The sequence below is a fragment of the Nocardioides panacihumi genome (assembly GCF_039530925.1).
GTDB classification, from domain to species: domain Bacteria; phylum Actinomycetota; class Actinomycetes; order Propionibacteriales; family Nocardioidaceae; genus Nocardioides; species Nocardioides panacihumi.
In genome coordinates this window covers 69,499-91,598 of sequence record NZ_BAAAPB010000004.1, presented here as the reverse complement: position 1 = coordinate 91,598, position 22,100 = coordinate 69,499, and the positions used below count along the sequence as shown (strand labels likewise).

Genomic DNA, 22,100 nt, shown 5'->3' with positions numbered 1-22,100 from the left:
TACGGTTGGGGGTGTGAGGCTGGAGAGGGCGGCGCGAGGGGTCTCGCTGTGCGTTGCGCTAGCCGTGCTCGCGCTCGTCGCCGGCTGCTCCTCGGAGCCGACCACGGCGGGACCGAGCACGCCGACGGTCACCGTGACGACCACGGTCACGGCCACGCCGACGACCAGGGGGTCAACGCCGCCGACCACGCGGCCGCCGTCGTCGGCCGCAGCGACAGCGTCGGCCACCGCCCGCCCGGCGGTGGGGACGGTGCCTCCGGCGTGGCTCGGCACGCGGGTCCTGCCGAGGACGGCCGCCGGGTACGGCGAGATCCGGCCCACCCCCCGGGAGCTGCGTGACCGCCGCTTCACGCTGCCCGACACCGTGCCGATGCTGCCGGGGACGGGCTTCGCGAGCCGCGTCGAGATCGCGCCGGCGGACGTCATCGCGCGGTCCACCTGGGTGCAGGGGTGCCCCGTCGCCGCGTCCGACCTGGCCTGGGTGCGGCTGACCTTCTGGGGCTTCGACGACCGGCGCCACACCGGCGAGCTCTTGGTGAAGGCCTCCGTCGCGGACCAGATCGTGCAGGTGTTCGGCGACCTCTACCGAGCGCGCTTCCCGATCGAGGAGATGCGGATCACCACGCGCGCCGAGCTCACCGCCCCACCGACCGGCGACGGCAACGACACCGGCTCCTTCAACTGCCGCCCGAAGGCGGGCCAGAAGACCGGCTTCTCACAGCACGCCTACGGCCTGGCGGTCGACGTCGACCCGTTCCAGAACCCCTACGTCAACGGTTCGCTCGTGCTGCCGGAGCTGTCGTCGTCGTACGTCGACCGGAGCGACGTACGGCCCGGGATGATCCTTCCCGGCGGTCCCGTCGTACGCGCCTTCGCCCGCATCGGTTGGACCTGGGGCGGCGACTGGCACTCGCTCAAGGACCTCCAGCACTTCAGCCAGAACGGCACCTGACCGCCGAGCCGTCAATCCCCACGGCCCGAGCCGTCAATCCCCACGGCCCGAGCCGTCAATCCCCACGGCCCGAGCCGTCAATCGGTCGAGGCGTTCCGGAACGGATTGACGTCTCGGACCGGACGGATTGACGTCTCGCACCGGATGGATTGACGTCTCGGCGGGGAGGGGGTCAGCCGAAGCGGCCGTTGACGTAGTCGTGCGTCCGCTGGTCCTGGGGGCTCGTGAACATGGCCGTGGTGTCACCGTGCTCGACGATGGCGCCCGGGGTGCCCTGGGCGGCGAGGAAGAACGCGCACTGGTCCGAGACGCGGGCCGCCTGCTGCATGTTGTGGGTGACGATGACGATCGTGACCTCCTCCGCCAGCTGCTTCATCGTCTCCTCGATGACGCGGGTCGACGTCGGGTCGAGGGCCGAGCAGGGCTCGTCCATGAGCAGCACGCGCGGCTTGATGGCCATCGAGCGCGCGATGCACAGGCGCTGCTGCTGACCGCCGGACAAACCGCCGCCGGGGGCGTCGAGACGGTCCTTGACCTCGTTCCACAGCCCGCCGAGGCGCAGGCAGTGCTCCACGAGGTCCTCCTTCTCCGCCTTCGTCGCCTTCGTGCCCGTGAGCTTCAGCCCGGCGAGGACGTTGTCGGCGATCGACATGGCGGGGAACGGGTTCGGCTTCTGGAACACCATGCCGATGTCGCGTCGGGCCCTCGTGATGCGCACGGAGGTGTCGTAGATGTCCTCGCCGTCGAGCAGCACCCGGCCGGCCATCGACGCGCTCGGCACCATCTCGTGCATCCGGTTGAGGGCACGCAGGAACGTCGACTTGCCACAGCCGGAGGGGCCGATGAGGGCCGTGATCCTCCCGGCGGGCATGGTCAGCGAGACGCGGTCGAGCACCTTCCGCTCGCCGAACCAGCAGGAGACGTCGACCGCCTCCAGCTGGGCGAGACCCTCGCCGGGGGGCGCGACGTTCGGCACCACGTCGAGGTCGACGTCCGGGGGCAGAGCGGGCATCACCAGGGTGTTGTCCTGCGTGTTCGAGGCGGGCATGGCTCTCCTTGGGCGAAGCTCGCCCGCGATGTCGCCGCGGGCGAGGGGTCCGGCTAGTACAGGTTGGGCAGGACCACGACGGCCTGCTCGGCGATCTGCGCCCCGAGCGCGAGGACGACCGGCACGGCGACGATCCAGGTGTGCCACCTGCCCCAGCGTCGCAGTGACCAGACGAGCCCGACGCCGACCACGATGGCCAGCTCGAGCAGCAGGAACAGCGGCAGCCAGCCACTCGGGTCGGTGCCGAGCGGATCCTCCGCCGTGCTCAGCGACCCGAGGCGTAGCACCGGCTGCGGAGCGGGTTGGGCCGTGCCGACCAGGTCTGCGTCGACGCGCACGACGTGGCCGCCGGAGAACAGGGAGCCGGACGAGGTCACCAACGTCAGCCGACCGGCCTTGGCCGACGGCAGCGCGGCGACCTGGTCGCCGGCGTGGCGGATCGCGGTGACCTCGTAGGTCGCCGTGCCCTGGCCGGTCACCGTCGTGATCCGGTCACCGGGCACGAGCGTGTCGATCGCGCGGAACGGGCCGCCGTACGCCGCCTGGCGGCCGTAGACGACGCTCGCTCCCTGCTGGCCGGGCAGCGGAGTGTCCCGACGGTGCCCGGGGCCGTCGAGCAGCGCCCGTGAGGACGTGCCCTCGACGACGGTCTGGGAGAGCCCGAGCGCCGGGATCCTGACGAGCGCCACCGGCGAGCCCGGCGCGAGGAGGGCGCCGTCGACGCCGACCTGCCCGACGGGGGCGGTGCCGGCGGCGAGCTCCGAGCGGAACTGGCCGTAGAGGAGCCGCTGGCTCCGCTCCTCCGCGAGGTGTGACATCAGCGTCAGGTGTGCGACGAAGCCGGCGAGGAGGACGACGAAGAGCATCATCGCCCACCCGGAGACCCGGAGCATCGTGCTCTCCGAGGGCAGCGGGACGGCGCGCCTGAGGTCCGCCGGCGCCGAGGTGTCGACGACCCCGAGCCGGTCCCGAGTGCGGCGGGACGCCTGTGCGAGGCGCGCGCGCACGGCCGTCGTCGTACGGCGGAGCACCGCCCCGGCCTTCGCCGGTGCGGTGCTCCAGTCGCTCGACGCGTGGTCCGACAAGGTCACTTCACCTTGAGGGTGGTGACGGACCTCAGCGCGACCCGGTTGACCTTGGCGTCGCCGGTGTAGGAGACGAACACCGCGTAGGAGCCCTTCTTGAGCTTCTTGGTCAGGGTAACGACGGCCTTGCCGCTGACGAGCGGCCTGTTCGCCACGGTGACGAGGGTCCGCGTGCCCTTCTTGACCACGACGGTGACCTTGCCGGTCGGGACGGTGCGCGACGCGGTGACGGTCACGGCCACCTTGGCCTTCTTGGTGTGCGAGACCTTCGGGGCGACGGCCCTGATGGTCGCGTTGACCTTGACCGGCGCGACGACCGGGGCCTTCGCCACGGCGAAGGAGCCGGGAGCCATCTGGGCGGGAGCCACGCCGGCGAGGTTCGGGGTGAAGGTGCCGGTGTAGGCGAAGGTGCCCGCCGCGGGGGTCGGGACCGTCACGGTGCCGTCGGTCTGGCCGGCGGCGACCGTGCCGGTGTAGTCCTTGCCGGCGACGGTGATCGTGGCGGTGCCGCCACCGTTGCCGTTTGACTGCACGTTGACGTTGAAGACGGTCGACTTGCCGGCGACTCCGGCGGTCTTGACGCTGGGCGTGACGGTGGCCGTCGACGGGGTGTCGTACGTCTTCGTGGTCGCGCCGCAGTTGTCGGCGGTCAGGAAGCCGAAGGCGGTGATGGCGCTGGCGGCCTGGCAGACCTTGGACGTCGCGCCGACGAAGGTCGAGTTCAGCAGCGCGTACTTGGCGTTCGCCGTCGGGTTCTTCCACGCGGCCGTCGGGATGATGTTGTAGACGTCGCGGAAGAGGTTGAACGCCGCGCCCTCGGTGCCCTTGGTGGCGTAGGTCTTGTAGCCGGCGTTCGGTGCGTAGACACCCGCGTTGTCCGTGTACGGCAGGACGCCGCTCTCACCGCCCGCGACGGTCGACTTGAACGGGACCAGCTTGTAGTCGGTGCCGGCGGTCCTGCCCGCGTCGGGGTCGGCGATCTTGCCGTTGTGGTAGCCGATGAACTTCGCGCCCGAGAACGGCGCGATGGCGGCGACCGTGGACGGCTCGGAGGTGAGGACGGTGGCGTCGTGCTCCTGGACGGCCGCGCCGGCCGAGTCGACGGCACCGATGAACGGCCCGGTCGCCGAGTAGGTGTTGGCGGTGTAGAGGCTGTCACCCTTGTTCGTGCCCACCGCGATGCCCTGGCCCTGCGTGGCGAGCTGGGTGAGGAAGAACTGGCGGCTGCCCGAGGTCGGCTTCGGCACGAACGCGTGGATCGGGATCCTGTTCGTGCCGGCGGCGGTCTCGAGCGAGCCGTCCGTGGTGTCGACGTAGGTGTCGACGCCCGCGTAGATGTTGTACAGGTCGGTGATCGTCAGACCCGCGCCGGCGTTGGTGAGGAGGAACGGGCTGCCGGCCGGGACGGCCACACCCATCGTGTCGACGGCGAACGGGATGTCCGTCGTGACGCCCGAGGTGCCGGTGGCCGCGATGCCCTGGGTGCCCGAGGCACGCGCGAAGTCGACGTCGCCCGCGTTGGCGTTGCCGGCGGCGGTCAGGCCGATGGAGTCGTTGAGCGCCTTGTAGCCGGCGCCCGAGCCGTTGGGCCTGGCCGTGGCCTTGCCGCTGCGGTAGGTGATCGTGGTCCCACCCGTCGCGGTGTACGACGCGATGACCGGCGTGGCCTGCCCGGCGTTGATCGCCTGGGCGACGCCGTACATCACGTCCTGCGTGGTGTCCGACCCGACGCCGACGAGAGTCGTGGCCGCGGGGGTCCCGGTCGGGTCCTCCTGCGTGGCGGTCGGACCGGTGACGGCGAACGCCGTCGTGCTGAGGCCGAGCGTCAGCGCCGCGACTGCGGACGCGCTCACGGCGGCCTTCGCGAAGGTGGTGACCTTCATCGAGTGGTGTCCTTTCGAAGGTGAATGAGTGTTGCGACCGCCCGGCCGGTGGCAAGCGCTCCGGACGCTAGAAGGGGCGCGGGAGCGTGGGGGGTGCTGTCGGTGAATGGGCGAGGAACACCCTGTGAATCAGCGGCTCCGCCGCCCGGCCCGGACGATCGTCGGCCCGGCGACGAGGCACGGGAGGGCGAAGAGCAGGGCTGCGAGCACGGCGTACCGGGCGGCCGGACTGACCTGGGCGACGGGCGTGATGCCGAGTGCCCGCGCGTCGACGACGGCGCCGGGCGCAGCGGCGGTCGGCGCCGCGACCGGGGCCTGGACCACGGCCGGGGCCGTCGGCCCCGAGAGCGGCGGCTGTGCCTGCGTCGGCGGCGGCGTCGGAGTCGGGGGTGTCGTCGTCGGGCCCGAGGTCGGCGACGGGTCGGCGGTCGCCTGGTGCGACGGGCACCGGGGCTTGGCGATCTCCGCTCGGAGGTCGGCGGCGACGGACCTCGCCTGGGCCTTGTCGGCCGCTCCGAGCGGTGCGTAGCCGAGCGGGAGCTGACCCAGCTTCGTGCCGGGGTTCTGCCCGCCGCCCGCCACGTAGTCGAGGAGCCGCGCGTACGCCGTCAGCTCGGTCGTGCCGGCCGCGCACACGTTGATCGCCGCGTAGGTCTGCATCGTGAGCGGGTAGCCGCCCTCGACGTCCTTCATCGGGTCGACCCGGTAGACGCCGGGGGCCGCCGTGGCGACCCGCCGGGCCAGCTCCTTCGTCATCGCGTCCGCGGTCGGGGCGACGCCCGGGCCCGTGTCGGTCCGGTCCGAGACCAGCGAGGCGACGGGGAGGCCGTAGAGGCTCGCCGCCTGGGAGGTCGTGATCGCCATCTCGAAGCGCGTGCCCGGGGTCTGCGAGCCGTCGCTGACGTACTGGGCGGGCACCTTGGTGACGTCCCAGGTCGTCTTCGAGCCCGAACTGGCCGTGACCGTCCTGCGGGCGCCGTCGGTGAAGCTCGAGGCGTAGGGCCGCATGTCGAGCGTGCCGAACTCGGGGGCGGTCTTCGGGGCGGACGCGGGGAGGAACGTGGCCCCGTCCGCCTTCGGGAACGACGCGAGGGTCTCGTCGGACTCCAGCCCGAGGTCCCTGTACGCCGGGTTGATCGTGACTCCCCCGACCGTCTGGCCGCTCAGGAAGCGACGCGTCGCGGTGTCGGAGCGCAGCCACGCCCACACCGCCTGCGCGGCGTCCGTGTCGCCGAACGGCACGACGAGCCCGTCCGGGGCCGACGACTTGTAGAAGTACGCGAAGTCCGGGTTGAGGGCGAGGAACTCGGGATCCGTGCGGATGCTGACCGGGTTGTCCTTCGAGACCTGGGAGGTCTGACCGTTGCCCGGGGTGTCCCCGCGGTAGGACTGCGTGAGCAGCTTCGCCACGAGCAGCGGTGTCAGCCGGAGGTCGGTGACCAGCGTGCCGTTGGCGCCCCGGTCGGGGTTGTCGGTGTCGCCGGTGTAGTTCTTGTCGATCAGGTAGCTGACGACCAGCCCCGAGGTGGACACGGGCGCGTACTCGATGTCGGCGTCGCCCGTCGTCGCGGGGTCGATCGGGTCCGTCATGAAGGTCAGGCCGGGAGAGCCGTCGCCGCCCGCCTGCAGGGCGGAGCGGGCCTGGCCGTCGCCGACCTGCGAGTAGCCCAGCGTCGTGCCCTGCGAGCAGAGGGCGGACTGCCACGACGAGAACGCGGCGGCGACCAGCTCGGAGCCGGCCGTGGCGATCTCGTTGTCCCCCAGCCGGCAGCTGGCGCCGATCGCCGTGAACGAGAGCCTGACCTGGATCCGGTCCTGCCACGCGGACGCGGACAGCGGCGAGCCGGCGACGTACTGCGAGTTCTGCGGCAGCGAGTCGTCGTGGGTGTCCGCCCTGGCGCCGTTCAGGTTGAACTCGCCGCGCGGGACGACGACCAGCCAGCAGGAGTAGCCCGCCCTCGTCAGGGTCGGGTTGCCGCAGCCGAGGTACGGCGAGCTGAGCGCGCTCTGCAGGTTGACGATGTATTGACCCGTGCCGTCGGCGGCCGTCCTGGCGTAGGTCACCTCGTTCGACTGCGCGGAGTTGTACGGCGGCTGGTTGTAGGCGTCGTTGACCCAGCCGAGGTCCTTCTTCTCCGGGTCGTCGACCGACCAGAACGGGACGAGCTTCTCGGGGTCCCGGCCGAACTGGGCGTGCGTGCGGTCCGCGCCCAGGTCCTGCTTCGGGTCGGCCTCGTCTCCTTCGAAGAGCAGCCGCGTCGACGTCGCCGTCCCCGTCTGGGCGGCGACCGCTCCGCTCGGCGTGCCCCACTGGCACTGCTCCGGGGTGGGTCCGGACGCGCCGGGACCGGCCCAGCACTGCATCAGCTGGAGGAAGTCGGCGCCGGCGCCGCTGCCGACGCTCGGCCTGCCGCCCTTCCAGGACACCTGCAGGCCCTGGTCCGTCAGGTCCTTGGTCTGGGAGACCGTGACCTCGAGGTCGGTGAAGAGCGGCTGGTTCCTGTCCTGCGGGTCGGGCGTCGTGGCGTCGACGTAGTCAGGGTCGAACGAGGCACGGTCCTCGACCCACCTCACCGTCACCGAGCTGCCCGTGGACGCAGCGGAGGCAGTGGCCGACGACGTCTCGGCAGCACCGGCCGACACGGCCAGGGCAGTGAACAGGACGCCGAGACCGAGGTCGACCACCAGAGCGGCCGCGGCGACGCGGCGCAGCCGGCGCGAGCGCAGGAACCAGGGCGTCGTCCGCATCAGGACTTCGCCTTCCGGCTCGACAGCACCAGCGCCGGCGGGGCGAGGATGAGGCAGAGCAGGAGGCCGATCATCAGCCAGACCGCCCACCTCGACACGGCGGAGACGTGGTCGAGCGGCAGCTCGGCCGGGGAGGCCGCCAGCTGGGTGCACTGGCCGGTGTCCGGGTCGCACGACGTCTTGCCGTCGGGGTTGAGGATGCTCACCTGACCGCCGCTGCCGGTGCCCGCACCTGCGCCGGCTCCTGCCGCCGCGCCAGCACCGGCGCCGGACGCCGCGCCCGCAGTCGTGGCACCGGGCGCCGCCCCGCCGACGACGGGGGTGCCCGCCCCACCGGTGGTCGCTGAGCCGGTGCTGGTCGTGGTCGAGCCGGTGCCGGTGGGCTTCGCGCCGACCGAGTTCTGATCGCCCTGGCCGCCCGTGCTGGCGGACTTCGAGCCGTTGGACGGGGTGCCGTAGACGCAGCCCGCCTTCGCCGTGCTCTTGTCGCACAGGTCGGGGTAGAGCGCGTTCTTCGCGAGCGTGTTGGTGCCGTCGGCGGAGAAGGTCGGGTTGTTGCACTTCTTGATGTCGATGGCCGCCGTCTCGGCCCCCGGGATCCGCTTGACCTGGTTGAGACCCGCCTGGACCAGGTTGATCGGCAGGGGCGAGTAGCCGAGCGTCGGCGCCTTCTGCTGGCCGTCGCACAGCGCGTAGCGCACGAAGGCGCTCAGGGTCTTCCCCTTGGGGTTCGTGAAGCCGTTCTGAAGCTGGGTCGGCACCACGAAGTAGGAGTAGGACGAGATCGGGTAGTTGCGCGGGTCCGGGTCGACGTACACCCCGTCGAGGTTCTGGGTGAGGTACGTCGGGCCCGGCGTCATGGTGATCTTCGCCTTGAGCAGCGCGACCGCGACGTTCGACGCCGTCGGCAGGGTGTAGAAGCCGGCCTTGTTGAGCACCTTCGCGACCGGGAAGCCGCTCTGGAGCGCGTAGGAGTACTCGACGTAGCCGATGCTGCCGGCGTTGCCGGCCTGCGCGACGAAGCCCGCCACGCCGTTGTCGCCCGACTTGGCCTGGTGGGTGGTGGCCTTGTAGCTGCCGCACTGGGTGAAGAACGAGATCTGGCCGCACTTCCACACCGAGCCGAACTGCTTCGCCATCCACAGCGAGAACTGCGCCGTCGACCCCGAGCCGTCGGAGCGGACGACGGGCGTGACCTTGAGGGGCGGCAGCGCGACGCCGGGGTTCTCGGCGGCGATCTTCGGGTCGTTCCACCGGGTGATGCTGCCGGCGAAGATGCCCGCGATCGTGGGACCGGAGAGCTTCAGGTTGGTGAAGCGCTTGCCGGCGACGGTCAGGTTGTACATCAGGGCGGTGCCGCCGGCGACGTCCGGGATGTACGCGAAGGCACGGCCCGGCGGGTCCGGGCTCGTGTCCTTGACGCCGTACGGGATGTCGCTGGCCGCGAAGTCGTCGCTGTTGCCCTGGGCGAACCCGGTCAGGCCGGCGACGGACCCGGCGGCCGCGAAGTTGACCTTGATGCCGGCGTTGACGACCGAGGCGCGCCAGTCGTCGATGGCGTTGGCCGCCCACGACGAGCCCTCCCCCGTGATCGGGGTGTAGGCGTCCGCCATCGCGGGGGCGCTGGTGAGGCCGAGGCAGGCGACGGTGGCGAGGACCGCCGTGACGACGAGGCCACGGAGACGACTAGGCACTGGTGCTCCTGTGAGAGGACCCGGAGTGGTCGGGGTCTGCGGGTGCGGAACGGCGGACGAGCGCGGCGGCCCTGCGGGTGAGCGCCTGGCGACGGACCGCGCGGGCGCGTCTGCGCTGACGCCGGGCGGCGCGCTTGGCGACGTCCTGGGAGCCGAGGACGCGCGCGAGGACGAAGAGGACGAGCACGAGGCCCATCAGCACGACCGCAGCACCGAAGCCACGGTCGACCATCGTCTGCTGCGGCGACTTCACGAACTGGAACGTGAGGAGCGGCAGGGAGACCATCGGGCCCGAGAGGGGGTTCGCGTTCAGCGAGGCGGTGAAGCCGGCGGTCAGCAGGACCGGGGAGGTCTCCCCGATGCCGCGGGCGGTGGCCAGGATGATCGCCGTGGTCAGGCCCGACCGGGAGGTCGGCAGCACGACGTGCAGGACCGTCCTGAGCTGACCGGCGCCCAGGCCCAGGCTGGCCTCCTTGAGCGTGTGCGGCACGAGCCGGAAGACGACGTCCGCCGCCCGGATCATGATCGGCAGCATCATCACCGTGATGGCGAGTCCGGCCGCCAGGCCCGACTTGTCGAACCCGAGCATGAGGACGAACGTCGCGAGGATGAAGAGGCCGGCGACGATCGAGGGAAGCGCGGTCATCGCCTCGACGATCGTGCGGACGAAGCGGGCGAACCTTCCGGGCACCTCGGAGAGGAACAGCGCCGTCGTGACGCCGAGCGGGATGGTGATCGCCAGGGCGATCGAGATCTGGATGAGGGTGCCCACGATCGCGTGCATCACGCCGCCCCTGGTCAGCGGGTCGAGCGGACCGGCCAGCGTCATGTCCTGGGTGAACATGTTGAGGTGCAGCATCGAGCGGAAGCCGCGGCCGACCGTGTAGACCAGCACCGACGCCAGCGTCCCCACGAGCAGGAACGCACCCGACTGGACGAGGACCGCGATCACCCGGTCGCGCACCACCGGCCCGGTCTCGTCGAGGGAGACCAGGACGGCGTACACGACGAGGAAGAGGGCGTACGCCACCACCACGAACGCGAGGACACCGCGCATCGGCGCGATCTGCGAGGAGATCAGCGTCGTCAGTGCGAGGGCGGCCGCCGCCGCGCCCAGCAGGGCGAGCAGGTCACCGATCCGGACGCCGCTGGTGAAGCGACGGACCTCGGCGGTGTCGGGGCGGGCGTGCGTCCGGGGCAGCACGGTGGAGGCCACGAGAGGCTCGACCACCTCACGCTGTGCGAGCTCGGTCAACTGCTTGCTCCGGATCGGGACCGGGCGACGACCGAGGATGCCGCGAAGTTGATCATCAGGGTGAGGAGGAAGAGCGTCAGGCCCGCCGCCATCAGCGCCGAGAGGCCGAACGGGCTCGCCTCGGCGAAGTGGAGGGCGATGAGCGAGGACACCGAGATCGCGCCGCTCTGCAGGATGTGGGGCTGCACGGCGAAGACCGGCGTGATGATCATGTAGACGGCGATCGTCTCGCCGAGCGCGCGGCCGAGGCCGAGCATCGTGCCGCCGATCATGCCGCCCTTGCCGAACGGCAGCACGACGGACCGGATGACGCCCCACTTCGTGGCGCCGAGCGCGAAGGCGCCCTCACGCTCGCCGATCGGGACCTGCGAGAAGACCTCGCGCATGATCGAGGTGACGACCGGGGTGATCATCATGCCGACGACCAGCCCGGCGATGAGCGTGGACCCGGTGAACACCGTCATCGAGGGCAGCGGGTCGTCCTTCTGGACGCCGTCGACCCGGAAGAGCGGGATCCAGCCGAAGTGCCGCGAGATCCACGCGGCCACGGGCGCCACCTCGGCCTGGAGGAAGAAGAACCCCCACAGGCCGTAGACGACCGACGGGATCGCGGCCATCAGGTCGATCACCGAGACCAGCAGGCTGCGCATCCGGTCCGGCGCGTACTGGGTGATGTAGAGCGAGGTCGCGGTCGACAGCGGGAACGCGATCAGGACCGCGACGAACGCGATCAGGATCGTCCCCGTCAGCACCGCGGCCACGCCGAAGTGACCGGCGTCCGGCTCCCAGGCCCGCGTCGTCAGGAACGACAGCCCCGCCCGCTTCAGCGCCTGGAACGCGCGCACGCTCAGGAAGACGCCGACGAGCAGCATGATGGACAGCACCACCACGCCACTGCCCGTCGCGACACCTCGGAAGATCTTGTCGGGCGTGTCCCGAACGAGCTTGATCCTGCGAGGCCGGTCCTCAGCGGCGGGTGCGTCGTCTAGTTCGATTGCCAGCCCCACATCGCGCAAGGGTGGACAGCATCGGCGACCCCACGCTCGTGAACCGGTGGACGTCAGATGAACACCAGTGCGGGATCCGATGACGATCGCCGTGGCCCCTCGTCCTGCCGCGCGGGCGCGGGTTCGCCGGCCGCCGGGATCGCGCCGTCCTTTACTCCCCTTTCTTGGGTAGATGCCACGAGCGGCCCCGAGGATCCCGCCCTCGCCGTCCAGCCTTGAGGGAATCCGGGGGGACGTAGCGAGCCCGGCAGGTGAGGGACTTGGAGGGGGCATGTCGGCACCGACCGCCGAGACCGGGGCTCTGACGCGATCGGACGTCATGAGCGCGGTCGACGTGACCGTTCGCGGCGAGGTCGAGCGCCTGACGGCACTCGCCGTCGCCGGACTGCCGCACGCCTACTACCCCGCGACCGGTGAGTTCGCGCAGACCGTCCGCGGGGTCACGCGCCCCGACGGCGTCGCACTCCAGCGCGAGGGGGTCAACCTGCGGTACGCGGCGATGGCCGCCCTCGGCCTGGCGCGCACGTCGGACGAGGCGCAGCGCAGCGTCCTCGCGGGCCGCACCGCCGGCGAGATCGTCAGGCTGGCGGCGGAGCGCGCGGAGACGTCGGCCGACCCGGGCGCCGTCGCCCTCGCGGTATGGGCCGTGGCCGAGGTCGAGAACGACTCCGTCGACACCCTCGTGGCCCGCCTGCGCGGCTTCCTCGACGGGAGGGCGTTGCCGACGGTCGACGCCGCCTGGATCCTGACGGCCGCGGTCGCGGCGTCGTCGTACGCCGACACGAGCGACGTGGTCGCGAGCGCGACGAGACTGCTGGCGTCCCACGCGGGTCGCTCCGGGCTCTTCCCCCACACGCTGCCCGCGTCGGCGCAGGCCCGCTGGCGGGCCCACGTCGGCAGCTTCGCCGACCAGGTCTACCCGCTGCAGGCCTTCGCACGGGCGTCAGTGCTCACCGGCGATCGCAGCCTGCTCGAGCGTGCGAACACGATCGCCCGCCGCCTCTGCGACGTGCAGGGCGCGGCCGGTCAGTGGTGGTGGCACTACGACTCGCGCGACGGCTCCGTCGTGGAGGCGTTCCCCGTCTACAGCGTGCACCAGCACGCCATGGCGCCGATGGTCCTCTTCGACCTCTGGGAGGCCGGCGGTGATGACCACCGGGCGCGGATCGCCCGGGGTCTGGGCTGGCTGAACCGTCATCCCGAGGTCGTCGACGAGCTGGTCAGCGAGCGCCACCACCTCGTCTGGCGCAAGGTCGGGCGTCGGGAGCCGCCGAAGGCCGCCCGCGCGATCGGTGCGCTCAGCACGTCGCTGAAGCAGGGGCTGCACGTGCCGGGACTCGACCGGCTCATGCCGGCCGGCGTGGTCGACCGCGAGTGTCGGCCCTACGAGCTCGGCTGGCTGCTCTACGCCTGGCTCTCCCCCGCGAAGGCGGCCGCAGATGACTGAGCACACGACCGAGCTGCGCCGACTCTTCGGGCTCCAGGTCGCGCCACTGACCCTCGCCGAGGCCACTGCACTCGCCGCGGACGCGGTCGCGCTCCGGACGCGTCTGCTCTTCGGTGTCCTCAACGCCGCCAAGGTGGTCAAGCTGACCCGGGACGACCTGCTCCGCGACTCGCTCCTCGAGGCCGACGTGCTGCTGGCAGACGGTCAGTCCGTGGTCTGGGCCAGCCGACTGCTGCGGCAGCCGCTCCCCGAGCGCGTGGCCGGCATCGACCTCTTCGAGTCGCTCCTCGAGCTCGCCGACAGTCAGCACCTGAGGGTCTACCTCCTCGGGGCGAAGCCCGAGGTGCTCGCCCGGCTCGAGGACGTGGTCCGGACTCGCTGGCCGAACATCGTGCTGGCCGGCAGCCGCGACGGCTACTTCACCGAGAGCGAGTCGGCCGACGTCGCGGCCGACATCGTGCAGGCGAAGCCCGACATGCTCTTCCTCGGCATCACGACGCCGAAGAAGGAGATCTTCCTCGGCCGGCACGGCGATCTGCTCGGCGTGCCTGTCCTGCACGGCGTCGGCGGCTCGTTCGACGTCTTCGCCGGCGTCACCAAGCGCGCCCCGCTGCGCTGGCAGCGCCTCGGCCTCGAGTGGGCCTACCGACTGGTCCAGGAGCCGCGGCGGCTCTGGCGCCGCTACCTCACCACGAACGTCAGCTTCATCGGCCTGCTCGCCCGCGAGCTGGTCAAGCCCCGCCCGATCTACACCCGCCCGGCCGGGGACGCCGAGCGAACCAACCACCACGAGGACATGTCATGGACACACAGTTCAACGGACGCGTAGCCGTCGTCGGCCTCGGCTACATCGGCCTCCCGACGGCCGCCTGCCTGGCGACACGGGGCGTCGAGGTCGTCGGCATCGACGTGAACGAGGCGACCGTCAAGTCGGTGGCGAACGGCGAGGTCCCGTTCGTCGAGCCCGACCTCTCGGCCGCCGTCAGCGGGGCCGTCGCGATGGGCCGGCTGACCGCCACGTCCGAGATGCCCGAGGCCGACGCGTACATCATCGCCGTACCGACCCCGTTCGAGGCGAACCACCAGGCGGACCTGCACTACGTCCGCGCAGCGACCGAGGCGATCGCCCCGAAGCTGCGCGGTGGCGAGGTGGTGATCCTCGAGTCGACGTCGCCGCCGGGAACGACGCACGCGATCAGCCAGTGGCTGGCCGACCTGCGTCCCGACCTGGTGCTCCCGCACGCCTCCGAGGGCGTCCCCGACGTGTACGTCGCCCACTGCCCCGAGCGCGTCCTGCCCGGACGGATCATGATCGAGATGGTCACCAACGACCGCGTGGTCGGCGGCATCACTCCTCGCTGCGCGGAGAAGGCTGCGAGCGTCTACCGGGTCTTCACCCAGGGCCAGCTCGTCATCTCGGACGCCGCGTCCGCCGAGATGGCCAAGCTCGTCGAGAACGCCTACCGCGACGTCAACATCGCCTTCGCGAACGAGCTCTCGCTGATCAGCGAGGACCTCGAGCTCGACGTGTGGGAGGTCATCCGGCTCGCGAACCACCACCCGCGGGTCAACGTCCTGACGCCCGGCCCGGGCGTCGGCGGACACTGCATCGCCGTCGACCCCTGGTTCATCGTCGGCGCCGACCCGGACCGCTCACAGCTGATCCGCCGGGCGCGCGAGATCAACGACCACAAGCCGGTCCACGTCGCGGAGCAGGTGGCGGCCAAGACGTCGAGGTTCGTCAACCCGACCGTCGCCGTGCTCGGGCTGGCGTACAAGGCCAACGTCGACGACCTGCGGGAGAGCCCCGCGATCGAGATCGTCAAGCACCTGGCCGTTGCGTGCCCGGACCTGGACATCCGGGTGGCCGAGCCGCACGTCAACGTCCTACCGCACCACCTGGAGGAGCATCTCAACGTCCGCCTCCAGCCCGCGTGCGACGCCATCGCCGCGGCCGACATCGTCGTGCTCCTCGTCGGGCACGACCACTTCAAGTCGCTGAGCCGGTCGCGGCTCGCCGGCAAGGTCGTCTACGACACCGTCGGGTTCTGGAGGTAGTCGTGGCTGCACGACCCCGGGTGATGGTCATCTACGGGACCCGTCCCGAGGCCATCAAGCTGGCACCCGTCGTCCGCGAGCTGCAGGCGTCGCCGTACGTCGACGTCATCGTGGCCGTCACCGGCCAGCACCGCGCGATGCTCGATCAGGTCAACGGCCTCTTCGACATCGTCCCCGACGTCGACCTGGACGTGATCCGACCCCGCCAGCAGCTGCACGAGATGACGGGTCGGATCCTGTCCGGCCTGACCGACGCGATCCGCGAGATCGGCCCCGACGCCGTGATGGTCCAGGGCGACACGACGACGACGTTCGTGGCCGGGCTGGCGGCGTTCTACGAGAAGGTGCCGGTCCTCCACGTCGAGGCAGGCCTGCGCACCGACGAGCGCTACAACCCGTTCCCCGAGGAGATCAACCGGCGGCTGACGTCGCAGCTCTCCTCGCTGCACCTCGCACCGACCGCCTCCTCGCGGGCCAACCTGCTGCGCGACGGCATCGCCGCCGGGGACGTGGTGGTCACGGGCAACACGGTGATCGACGCGCTCGTGGACGTCGTCTCCCGCTCGCTCCCGCTGGAGGACCCCGCCGTGTCCGTGCTCGCCGAGGGGACCGGCGTGCTGATCACCAGCCACCGCCGGGAGTCGTGGGGCGAGCCGATGGCGCGGACCGCGAACGCGATCGCACGCCTGGCCAAGGAGTTCCCCGACGTCCGGTTCCTGCTGCCCGCGCACCTGAACCCCGCCGTACGCGAGGTGCTGCTGCCCCCGCTCGAGGGGTTCGACAACGTGACCGTCACCGAGCCGCTGTCCTACTCCGACTTCGCCCGGGCGATGGCCATGAGCTCCGTCTGCCTGACCGACAGCGGCGGGGTCCAGGAGGAGGCGCCGAGCCTGGGCAAGCCGGTGCTCGTCCTGCGTGAGACGACGGAGCGCCCCGAGGCCGTCGAGGCGGGCACGGTGCGCCTCGTCGGGACCGCCGAGGACCTCATCGTGCGCGAGGTGTCCGCGCTGCTCACCGACCCGTCGGCGTACGACGCCATGGCGCGAGCGGTGAACCCGTACGGCGACGGCCGGGCCTCGATGCGCATCCGTGCGGCGGTCGAGGCGTTCTTCGGCAGCGGTGAGCGGCTGCCCGACTGGGCGACCTGAGCCGTCCATCCCCCATATGCGGTAAATACGGCCACCGGATCCCGGATTGGGGTCCCTCGCGGGTGGATCCTGTCAGTTTCGGTGCTTTAGTTGCGGCTGTTCTCGGCCCGCAGGTCTTGATTAGGCCCATGCCAGCCCCGCCCCCCTCGAGACTGACTGGATCCTCATGAAACACACCGAACCTCGGTCGCTTCGCCATGCCCGCAAGCGACTCGCTCTCATCTTCTCCACGGTCGTCGCGGTAGCGACCGCCCTCGGTATCTCGCTCCTGGTGCAGCCGGGTGCGAACGCCGCCGAGGAGACCGTCTTCCCCAACACCGCGCCCCCCGCCCACACCGACCCGGACCGCACCAGCGTCGAGCTCGGCATGCGATTCTCCGTCACCGTCCCCGGCACGGTCGTCGGGGTGAAGTACTACGGCACCGACAAGAACACCGGGACCCACACCGGCAGCCTGTGGTCGGCCAGCGGCAAGCGGCTCGCCACGGCCACGTTCAAGAGCTCGACGGGCGCCGGCTGGCAGAGCGTCGGGTTCGCCACCCCGGTCCACGTCGACCCGGGGCAGACTTACACCGCCTCCTACCTCGCGCCCACCGGGCGGTACGCCGTCGACGACTGGGGCTTCAAGCAGGGAGTCACCCGCAACCACATCACGGTGCCTCGCAACGGCGGCGTCTACGCCTACGGCGCCACCGGCGGCTTCCCGCGCGACACGTGGAAGAGCGCGAACTACTTCGTCGACGTGCGGTTCGTGCCGGACGCAGTGAGTGGTGTCGCGACGTCGACCACGACGTCCGTGCCCACGGGCACCGCGACCGGGTCGCCGGCCAGCACGCCGACCTCGGCCCCTCCGACCACGAGCACCTCGACCCCGACGCAGTCGCCGAGCAAGACCGTGACGCCGACCCCCACCCCGACGGCGCCGGCCACGACGACTGCGCCGGCCAGCCCGTCGACCTCCGCGGCCCCGACGCAGAACGGCTGCGCCGCGGCTCCCAGCAAGTGCGGGTTCCCCGACAGCAGCAACACCGGCCCCGCCGCCGGCACGGTCTTCCGCAGTGTCCCCGGCGACGTCACGAGCGGTCCGGGCTGGACCTACGACCCGCGCGGATGGATCACCGTCGACGGTGACGGCGCTGTCCTGGAGAACCTCGACATCCGGGGCATCTCCATCGAGGTCCACTCCTCCAACGTGACGATCCGCAACAACCGGCTCACCGTCGTCGGCGAGAACTGGGCCGTCGGGATGCGCGAGGGCACGAACATCCACGTGACCCACAACCTCATCACGGCCCCGAGCGCCACCGGGACGGACCGCGGCCTCGTCGCTGTCAAGGACATCTTCGGGAAGGTCGTCGACCCGGTCGTCGACCACAACGACATCTCGCGCATGTCCACCGGCATCCAGATGGACGCCGGCACCGTGGCCGACAACTACATCCACGACATGGGCTACAAGAGCGGTGACCACCTCAACGGGTTCACCTCCAACGGCGGCACGCGTCCCCTGGTGATCGACCACAACACGATCTTCAACTCCTACGACCAGACGGACGCGATCAGCCTGTTCCAGGACTTCGACGTCCAGGCCAACCGTCGCGTGACCAACAACCTCATCGGCGGCGGCGGCTACACCATCTACGCCGGCGGTGGGCCGAAGGGCACCAGCAACCACATCACCGTCACGGGCAACCGCTTCGCCCGGACCTACTTCCCCAACTCCGGGCACTGGGGCCCCGTGACCGCCTGGGACGCGAACGGCACGGGCAACACCTGGAGCGGGAACATCTGGGACGACAACGGGGCAGGGGTCTCCGGCTCATGAACCAGCGAACCGTCGCCGCGCTCGTCCGCGGCTCCAAGGTAGGCGCCCTGCTCGCCTCCGTCCTCCTGGTCGCGACGCTCGCGCCAGGCGTGTCCACGGCCCCGGCCGTGGCGCGGACGGGGGCGACCGGACCGGTCTCCGTGCGACTCTCCGTCGCCACGCAGGTCTCCGACCAGGCGAAGCCACGAGCGGTCGTCACCCTGACCCGCGGCGTCAGCAAGCTGCCGCCGGGCATCGTCGTCGTCCGAACCAGTACGAAGGTGCTGGGGACGGCTCGGACGACGAAGTCGGCCAGGAAGGTCAAGGTCGCGGTGCGACTGCGCCCGATCCGGGCGGGCAGCCACCGTGTGTACGCCGTCTTCAAGGCCGGCGGCCACAGCCTCGGGTCGAGCGCCCGGAAGACCGTGACCGCCCATCGGGGTTGCGTCTGGCGCCCCCGGACGTGCGGCTTCCCGGACGGCAGCAACACCGGCCCCGCCCGCGGCACCGTCTTCCGTAGCGTGCCGGGCGACGTCAGGAGCGGTCCCGGCTGGACCTACGACCCGCGCGGATGGATCACGGTCAGTGGCAACGGCGCTGTCCTGAAGAACCTGCGCCTGAGCGGGATCTCCATCGAGGTGCACGCCTCGAACGTCACCATCCGCAACAACCGCATCACGGTCGTGGGTGACAACTGGGCCGTGGGGCTCCGCGAGGGGTCGAACATCCACGTGAGCCACAACCTCATCACGGCACCGAGCGCCACCGGCAGCACTCGCGGCATGGTGGCTGTCAAGGACATCTCGGGCACCGTCACCAGCCCGGTCGTCGACCACAACGACATCTCGCGCATGTCCACCGGCATCCAGATGGACTCCGGCACCGTAGCTGACAACTACATCCACGACATGGGCTACAAGGCCGGAGACCACCTGAACGGGTTCACCTCCAACGGCGGCACCCGACCGCTGGTCGTCCACCACAACACCATCCTGAACTCCTACGACCAGACCGACGCGATCAGCCTGTTCCAGGACTTCAACATCCAGGCCAACCGTCGTGTGACGGACAACCTGGTCGGTGGCGGCGGCTACACCATCTACGCCGGGGGCGGCTACAAGGGCCTCAGCAACCACATCACCATCACCGGCAACCGCTTCGCCCGGTCGTACTTCCCCAACTCTGGGCACTGGGGTCCTGTCACCGCCTGGGACGCCAACGGGGCACGCAACATCTGGAGCCGCAACGTCTGGGACATGAACGGGAGACCTGTCACCCACTCCTGACCTGAGCGTCGAGCCCCGGCGACCTGGCCTCCTTATCCCCTTCCTTGGGGATAAGGAGGCCATCTCGCTTCTCGGGTGATCGTGCGTTCTACGGTGCCGACATGGGGGGTACGAAGACGGGCGCCGTCGCCTTGTCGGTGCTCCCGCTGGGGCCGGCGCAACGGATCCGCCGTCGGATCGACGGCGTCTCTCTCCTCACCTGCTACCTCGTGGTGCTCCTGGCGATCCCGTCGCGACTGTCGTTCGCGCCGCTGGGCGGCGCAGGGTCGCCCGCCGTCGTCGTCGGCCTGATGGGCTTCGGGACGTGGAGCTACTTCCACGTGATGCGGAACCGTCCGTGGGGGCAGGGCCGGCAACCGGTGCGTACGGCGCTCTTCTGCCTGCTCTTCTGCTTCGCGATCAGCTACGTCGGCGCGATGAACCGGGCGATCGACCCGGACGAGTCCAGCAGCGCCCAGCTGAGCATGGTGGTGCTGCTGTCCTGGTGCGGCGCGATGGTCCTTGCCAACGACGGGATCCCCGATCGCGCGCGGTTCGAGACACTCTTGCGACGTGTGGTCTACGGGGCGGGCGCGCTCGCAGCCCTGGGGCTCATCCAGTTCGTCACCGGGAGGACCTGGGTCGACATGGTCTCGATCCCCGGCCTGACGGCGAACCAGGCGCTCTCCACGCTCACCTCCCGTGAGGGCTTCCACCGCCCGGCGGGGACCGCGATCCACCCGATCGAGTTCGGTGCCGTGCTCACGATGGCGCTTCCGATCGCGGTCAACCTGGCGATCGCGGACAAGTCGCGCGACTTCGTCCTGCGCTGGGCTCCCCCGCTCGTCATCGCGATGTCCATCGTCGTGTCGATCTCACGGTCGGCGGTCATCTGCGCGGTCGTCGGGCTGCTGCTGCTCGTCCCCAGCTGGACGCGCTCCATGCGGTGGGGAGCGCTGGCGTGCTCGATCGGCTTCGTCGGGTTCGTGTACGTGATGATCCCCGGGCTGATCGAGACGATCGTGCGACTCTTCACGGGCATCGGGCAGGACTCGAGCGCCGCATCCCGGGTCGACTCCTACGCGCTCGCGGGCGAGTTCATCGCCCGCTCACCGATCTACGGTCGTGGCTTCGGGACATTCCTGCCCAAGTACCGGATCCTCGACAACCAGTACCTCGGCCTGCTGATCGAGGTCGGGGCGCTCGGTCTCATCGCCATGTTGAGCCTGGTCATCACGGCCATGGTCTGCTCCCGCCTCGTGGTGGGGACGACCTCCGACGAGAGGGTGAAGCTGACCGGTCAGGCGATGTTCGCATCGGTCGCGGCCGGCGGGGTCGGACTCGCGTTCTACGACGGTCTCGGCTTCCCCATGGCGGCCGGCTTCCTCTTCCTCGTCCTCGGGATCGCGGGTGCGCAGTGGCGCATAGCCCGTCGCGAACCGGGCTTCAGCGACCCTCGCGCACGGTCGCTGCGCGCATCACGTCGGCGACGCCACGCCACATCAACCGATGCGTGAACCGACGCCTGACGTCCTCTCCGGCCGCTCTTCCCAGTGACTCTCGTCGGTCGGCGGCCGCCAGCAGCTCCGTCATGTGCCGCGCGAGCACGGGCGCGTCGCCGGGCGGGCTCAGCACACCGGTCACGCCGTCGTGGACGTACTCGCGCATCGCCGGGGAATCCGTCGTGAGCGTCGCGCGACCCATCGCCATCGCCTCCAGGACCACGCTCTGGCCGCTGGGGTAGGCGGGCGCCGTCGTCGTCGTCACCACCAGGTCCGCCTCGTGGAGCAGTCGCCGGTAGTCGGCGTCGTACACGTCGTGCAGGAGTGTGACCTCCGGCGGTGGCCGCAGCCCCTCGACGTTGCGCGGCTGGCACAGGACCGCGACCGGCACGTGTGCCAGCTCCGCTGCGGCGAAGAGCGTCGCGTAGTCGCGGCGCGAGTCGCTGCCCACGGCTACGAGGCCGCGTCCGCCCGGCGGCGACGCCACGCGGGAGGGCGAGTAGTAGTCGGCGTCCACCCCGAACGGGACCACGTCGATCCGCTCCTGGTCGGCACCGAGGTCCGCCAGTGCCGCGACCTGGTTGCTGGAGAAGACCACGATCCGGCTCGCGCCTCGGAGCGACCGGGCGACCGAGCGACGCTGGCCGCCGCTCATCGTGGTGGCGTCCTCCGCCAGCCAGCAGACCATCATCACGTGGGCCACGCGACGGTCCCGCGGAAGGACGGCCTGCACCCGCGCATAGCCGAGACCGATGTTCTCGAACACCGACAGCGCGACGTCCGGTCGCGGCCGCACGCGTACCCCGTTCGCCGCCGGGACGAGGCCCTGGAGCCCGGGCGCCGCGGCCCGCGCGCCACGGTCGATCGCCCGCGCGGCGTACGCCGTGGCCCGGTGGTGGCGGTAGGACTCGTCCCAGACGAGATCGAAGTCGCCGGATAACTCGTCGAGGCCGTACGGCAGCGCCCCGCCGGGCCTCTCGCCATCGTCGGCCTTGGCCCGCCAGGCGCCCAGGTCCTGCATGGTCAGCAGCAGGGCCCGGGGCATGTCTGGATGCTAGCCATCGCCGCTGTCGGCCACAGCCGATCCTCGGCGCCGACCGTCCCTATAGTCAGAGTTGGGTATGTCAGGAGCATGCTGCTCCAGTGCGAGCACCCCACCCGGGACCCTCATAGCACGAGGTCATTGGGGCAAACGGGGGATGGA

The 22,100-nt window shown here is 70.8% G+C and carries 16 protein-coding genes; 8 read left to right on the top strand and 8 right to left on the bottom strand.

Annotated features, from left to right (window positions below):
* Window positions 1–13 precede the first annotated feature (13 nt).
* A complete protein-coding gene (locus tag ABD205_RS16455; RefSeq protein WP_344046609.1) occupies window positions 14–952 on the top strand; it encodes a M15 family metallopeptidase in 939 nt (312 codons plus the stop codon).
* Window positions 953–1,124: 172 nt separating this feature from the next.
* Here the strand turns inward: ABD205_RS16455 and ABD205_RS16450 are convergent, their stop codons facing one another.
* From ABD205_RS16450 to pstC, 7 genes are all read right to left on the bottom strand, one after another.
* Window positions 1,125–2,000, bottom strand: coding sequence for a phosphate ABC transporter ATP-binding protein (locus tag ABD205_RS16450; RefSeq protein ID WP_344046607.1), 876 nt, complete (start codon window positions 1,998–2,000; stop codon window positions 1,125–1,127).
* A 53-nt stretch (window positions 2,001–2,053) separates the two neighbouring features.
* Window positions 2,054–3,091 (bottom strand): sortase, encoded by a 1,038-nt coding sequence (locus tag ABD205_RS16445; RefSeq protein ID WP_344046605.1) that lies wholly within the window; start codon window positions 3,089–3,091, stop codon window positions 2,054–2,056.
* Window positions 3,088–4,968 carry a hypothetical protein gene (locus ABD205_RS16440; RefSeq protein WP_344046603.1) on the bottom strand — a complete coding sequence of 627 codons (1,881 nt, stop codon included), beginning with the start codon at window positions 4,966–4,968 and terminating at the stop codon, window positions 3,088–3,090. The genes ABD205_RS16445 and ABD205_RS16440 overlap by 4 nt, the downstream gene beginning before the upstream one ends.
* Before the next feature lie 129 nt (window positions 4,969–5,097).
* Window positions 5,098–7,716 carry a hypothetical protein gene (locus ABD205_RS16435; protein ID WP_344046601.1) on the bottom strand — a complete coding sequence of 873 codons (2,619 nt, stop codon included), beginning with the start codon at window positions 7,714–7,716 and terminating at the stop codon, window positions 5,098–5,100.
* Complete coding sequence (locus tag ABD205_RS16430) at window positions 7,716–9,410, bottom strand: phosphate ABC transporter substrate-binding protein PstS (protein ID WP_344046599.1); 1,695 nt, start codon at window positions 9,408–9,410, stop codon at window positions 7,716–7,718. The genes ABD205_RS16435 and ABD205_RS16430 overlap by 1 nt, the downstream gene beginning before the upstream one ends.
* Window positions 9,403–10,665: a phosphate ABC transporter permease PstA gene (gene pstA, locus ABD205_RS16425; protein ID WP_344046597.1), complete on the bottom strand. Its 1,263-nt coding sequence runs from the start codon at window positions 10,663–10,665 to the stop codon at window positions 9,403–9,405. Before pstA ends, ABD205_RS16430 begins: the two co-directional genes overlap by 8 nt.
* Window positions 10,662–11,672 (bottom strand): phosphate ABC transporter permease subunit PstC, encoded by a 1,011-nt coding sequence (gene pstC / locus ABD205_RS16420; protein WP_425573065.1) that lies wholly within the window; start codon window positions 11,670–11,672, stop codon window positions 10,662–10,664. The genes pstA and pstC overlap by 4 nt, the downstream gene beginning before the upstream one ends.
* Window positions 11,673–11,943: 271 nt before the next feature.
* On the opposite strand from pstC, the gene ABD205_RS16415 reads away from it, so the two are divergent.
* From ABD205_RS16415 to ABD205_RS16385, 7 genes are all read left to right on the top strand, one after another.
* Window positions 11,944–13,119 carry a hypothetical protein gene (locus tag ABD205_RS16415; RefSeq protein WP_344046593.1) on the top strand — a complete coding sequence of 392 codons (1,176 nt, stop codon included), beginning with the start codon at window positions 11,944–11,946 and terminating at the stop codon, window positions 13,117–13,119.
* Window positions 13,112–13,948 (top strand): WecB/TagA/CpsF family glycosyltransferase, encoded by an 837-nt coding sequence (locus ABD205_RS16410; RefSeq protein ID WP_344046591.1) that lies wholly within the window; start codon window positions 13,112–13,114, stop codon window positions 13,946–13,948. The genes ABD205_RS16415 and ABD205_RS16410 overlap by 8 nt, the downstream gene beginning before the upstream one ends.
* The gene (gene wecC, locus ABD205_RS16405) at window positions 13,921–15,177 is read left to right on the top strand and encodes a UDP-N-acetyl-D-mannosamine dehydrogenase (protein ID WP_344046589.1); all 1,257 of its coding nucleotides are present in this window, start codon (window positions 13,921–13,923) and stop codon (window positions 15,175–15,177) included. Before ABD205_RS16410 ends, wecC begins: the two co-directional genes overlap by 28 nt.
* 2 nt (window positions 15,178–15,179) lie before the next feature.
* On the top strand, window positions 15,180–16,325 hold the full coding sequence (gene wecB, locus ABD205_RS16400; protein ID WP_344046587.1) for a non-hydrolyzing UDP-N-acetylglucosamine 2-epimerase: 1,146 nt from the start codon (window positions 15,180–15,182) through the stop codon (window positions 16,323–16,325).
* A 166-nt stretch (window positions 16,326–16,491) separates the two neighbouring features.
* On the top strand, window positions 16,492–18,150 hold the full coding sequence (locus ABD205_RS16395) for a DUF4082 domain-containing protein (RefSeq protein ID WP_344046585.1): 1,659 nt from the start codon (window positions 16,492–16,494) through the stop codon (window positions 18,148–18,150).
* Window positions 18,147–19,415: a right-handed parallel beta-helix repeat-containing protein gene (locus tag ABD205_RS16390; RefSeq protein WP_344046583.1), complete on the top strand. Its 1,269-nt coding sequence runs from the start codon at window positions 18,147–18,149 to the stop codon at window positions 19,413–19,415. Before ABD205_RS16395 ends, ABD205_RS16390 begins: the two co-directional genes overlap by 4 nt.
* 101 nt (window positions 19,416–19,516) lie before the next feature.
* The gene (locus ABD205_RS16385) at window positions 19,517–20,911 is read left to right on the top strand and encodes an O-antigen ligase family protein (RefSeq protein WP_344046581.1); all 1,395 of its coding nucleotides are present in this window, start codon (window positions 19,517–19,519) and stop codon (window positions 20,909–20,911) included.
* Here the strand turns inward: ABD205_RS16385 and ABD205_RS16380 are convergent.
* A complete protein-coding gene (locus ABD205_RS16380; RefSeq protein WP_344046579.1) occupies window positions 20,841–21,941 on the bottom strand; it encodes a glycosyltransferase family 4 protein in 1,101 nt (366 codons plus the stop codon). The two genes, ABD205_RS16385 and ABD205_RS16380, sit on opposite strands and share 71 nt — an antisense overlap.
* Window positions 21,942–22,100: the final 159 nt, after the last annotated feature.

What these genes read in the sequence shown, in the direction of transcription:
- ABD205_RS16450 (WP_344046607.1), bottom strand. Translation starts at nt 2,000, where the DNA reads ATGCCCGCCTCGAACACGCAGGACAACACCCTGGTGATGCCCGCTCTG.
- ABD205_RS16440 (WP_344046603.1), bottom strand. Translation starts at nt 4,968, where the DNA reads ATGAAGGTCACCACCTTCGCGAAGGCCGCCGTGAGCGCGTCCGCAGTC.
- ABD205_RS16435 (WP_344046601.1), bottom strand. Translation starts at nt 7,716, where the DNA reads ATGCGGACGACGCCCTGGTTCCTGCGCTCGCGCCGGCTGCGCCGCGTC.
- ABD205_RS16415 (WP_344046593.1), top strand. Translation starts at nt 11,944, where the DNA reads ATGTCGGCACCGACCGCCGAGACCGGGGCTCTGACGCGATCGGACGTC.
- ABD205_RS16410 (WP_344046591.1), top strand. Translation starts at nt 13,112, where the DNA reads ATGACTGAGCACACGACCGAGCTGCGCCGACTCTTCGGGCTCCAGGTC.
- wecC (WP_344046589.1), top strand. Translation starts at nt 13,921, where the DNA reads ATGGACACACAGTTCAACGGACGCGTAGCCGTCGTCGGCCTCGGCTAC.
- ABD205_RS16395 (WP_344046585.1), top strand. Translation starts at nt 16,492, where the DNA reads ATGAAACACACCGAACCTCGGTCGCTTCGCCATGCCCGCAAGCGACTC.
- ABD205_RS16390 (WP_344046583.1), top strand. Translation starts at nt 18,147, where the DNA reads ATGAACCAGCGAACCGTCGCCGCGCTCGTCCGCGGCTCCAAGGTAGGC.
- ABD205_RS16385 (WP_344046581.1), top strand. Translation starts at nt 19,517, where the DNA reads ATGGGGGGTACGAAGACGGGCGCCGTCGCCTTGTCGGTGCTCCCGCTG.
- ABD205_RS16380 (WP_344046579.1), bottom strand. Translation starts at nt 21,941, where the DNA reads ATGCCCCGGGCCCTGCTGCTGACCATGCAGGACCTGGGCGCCTGGCGG.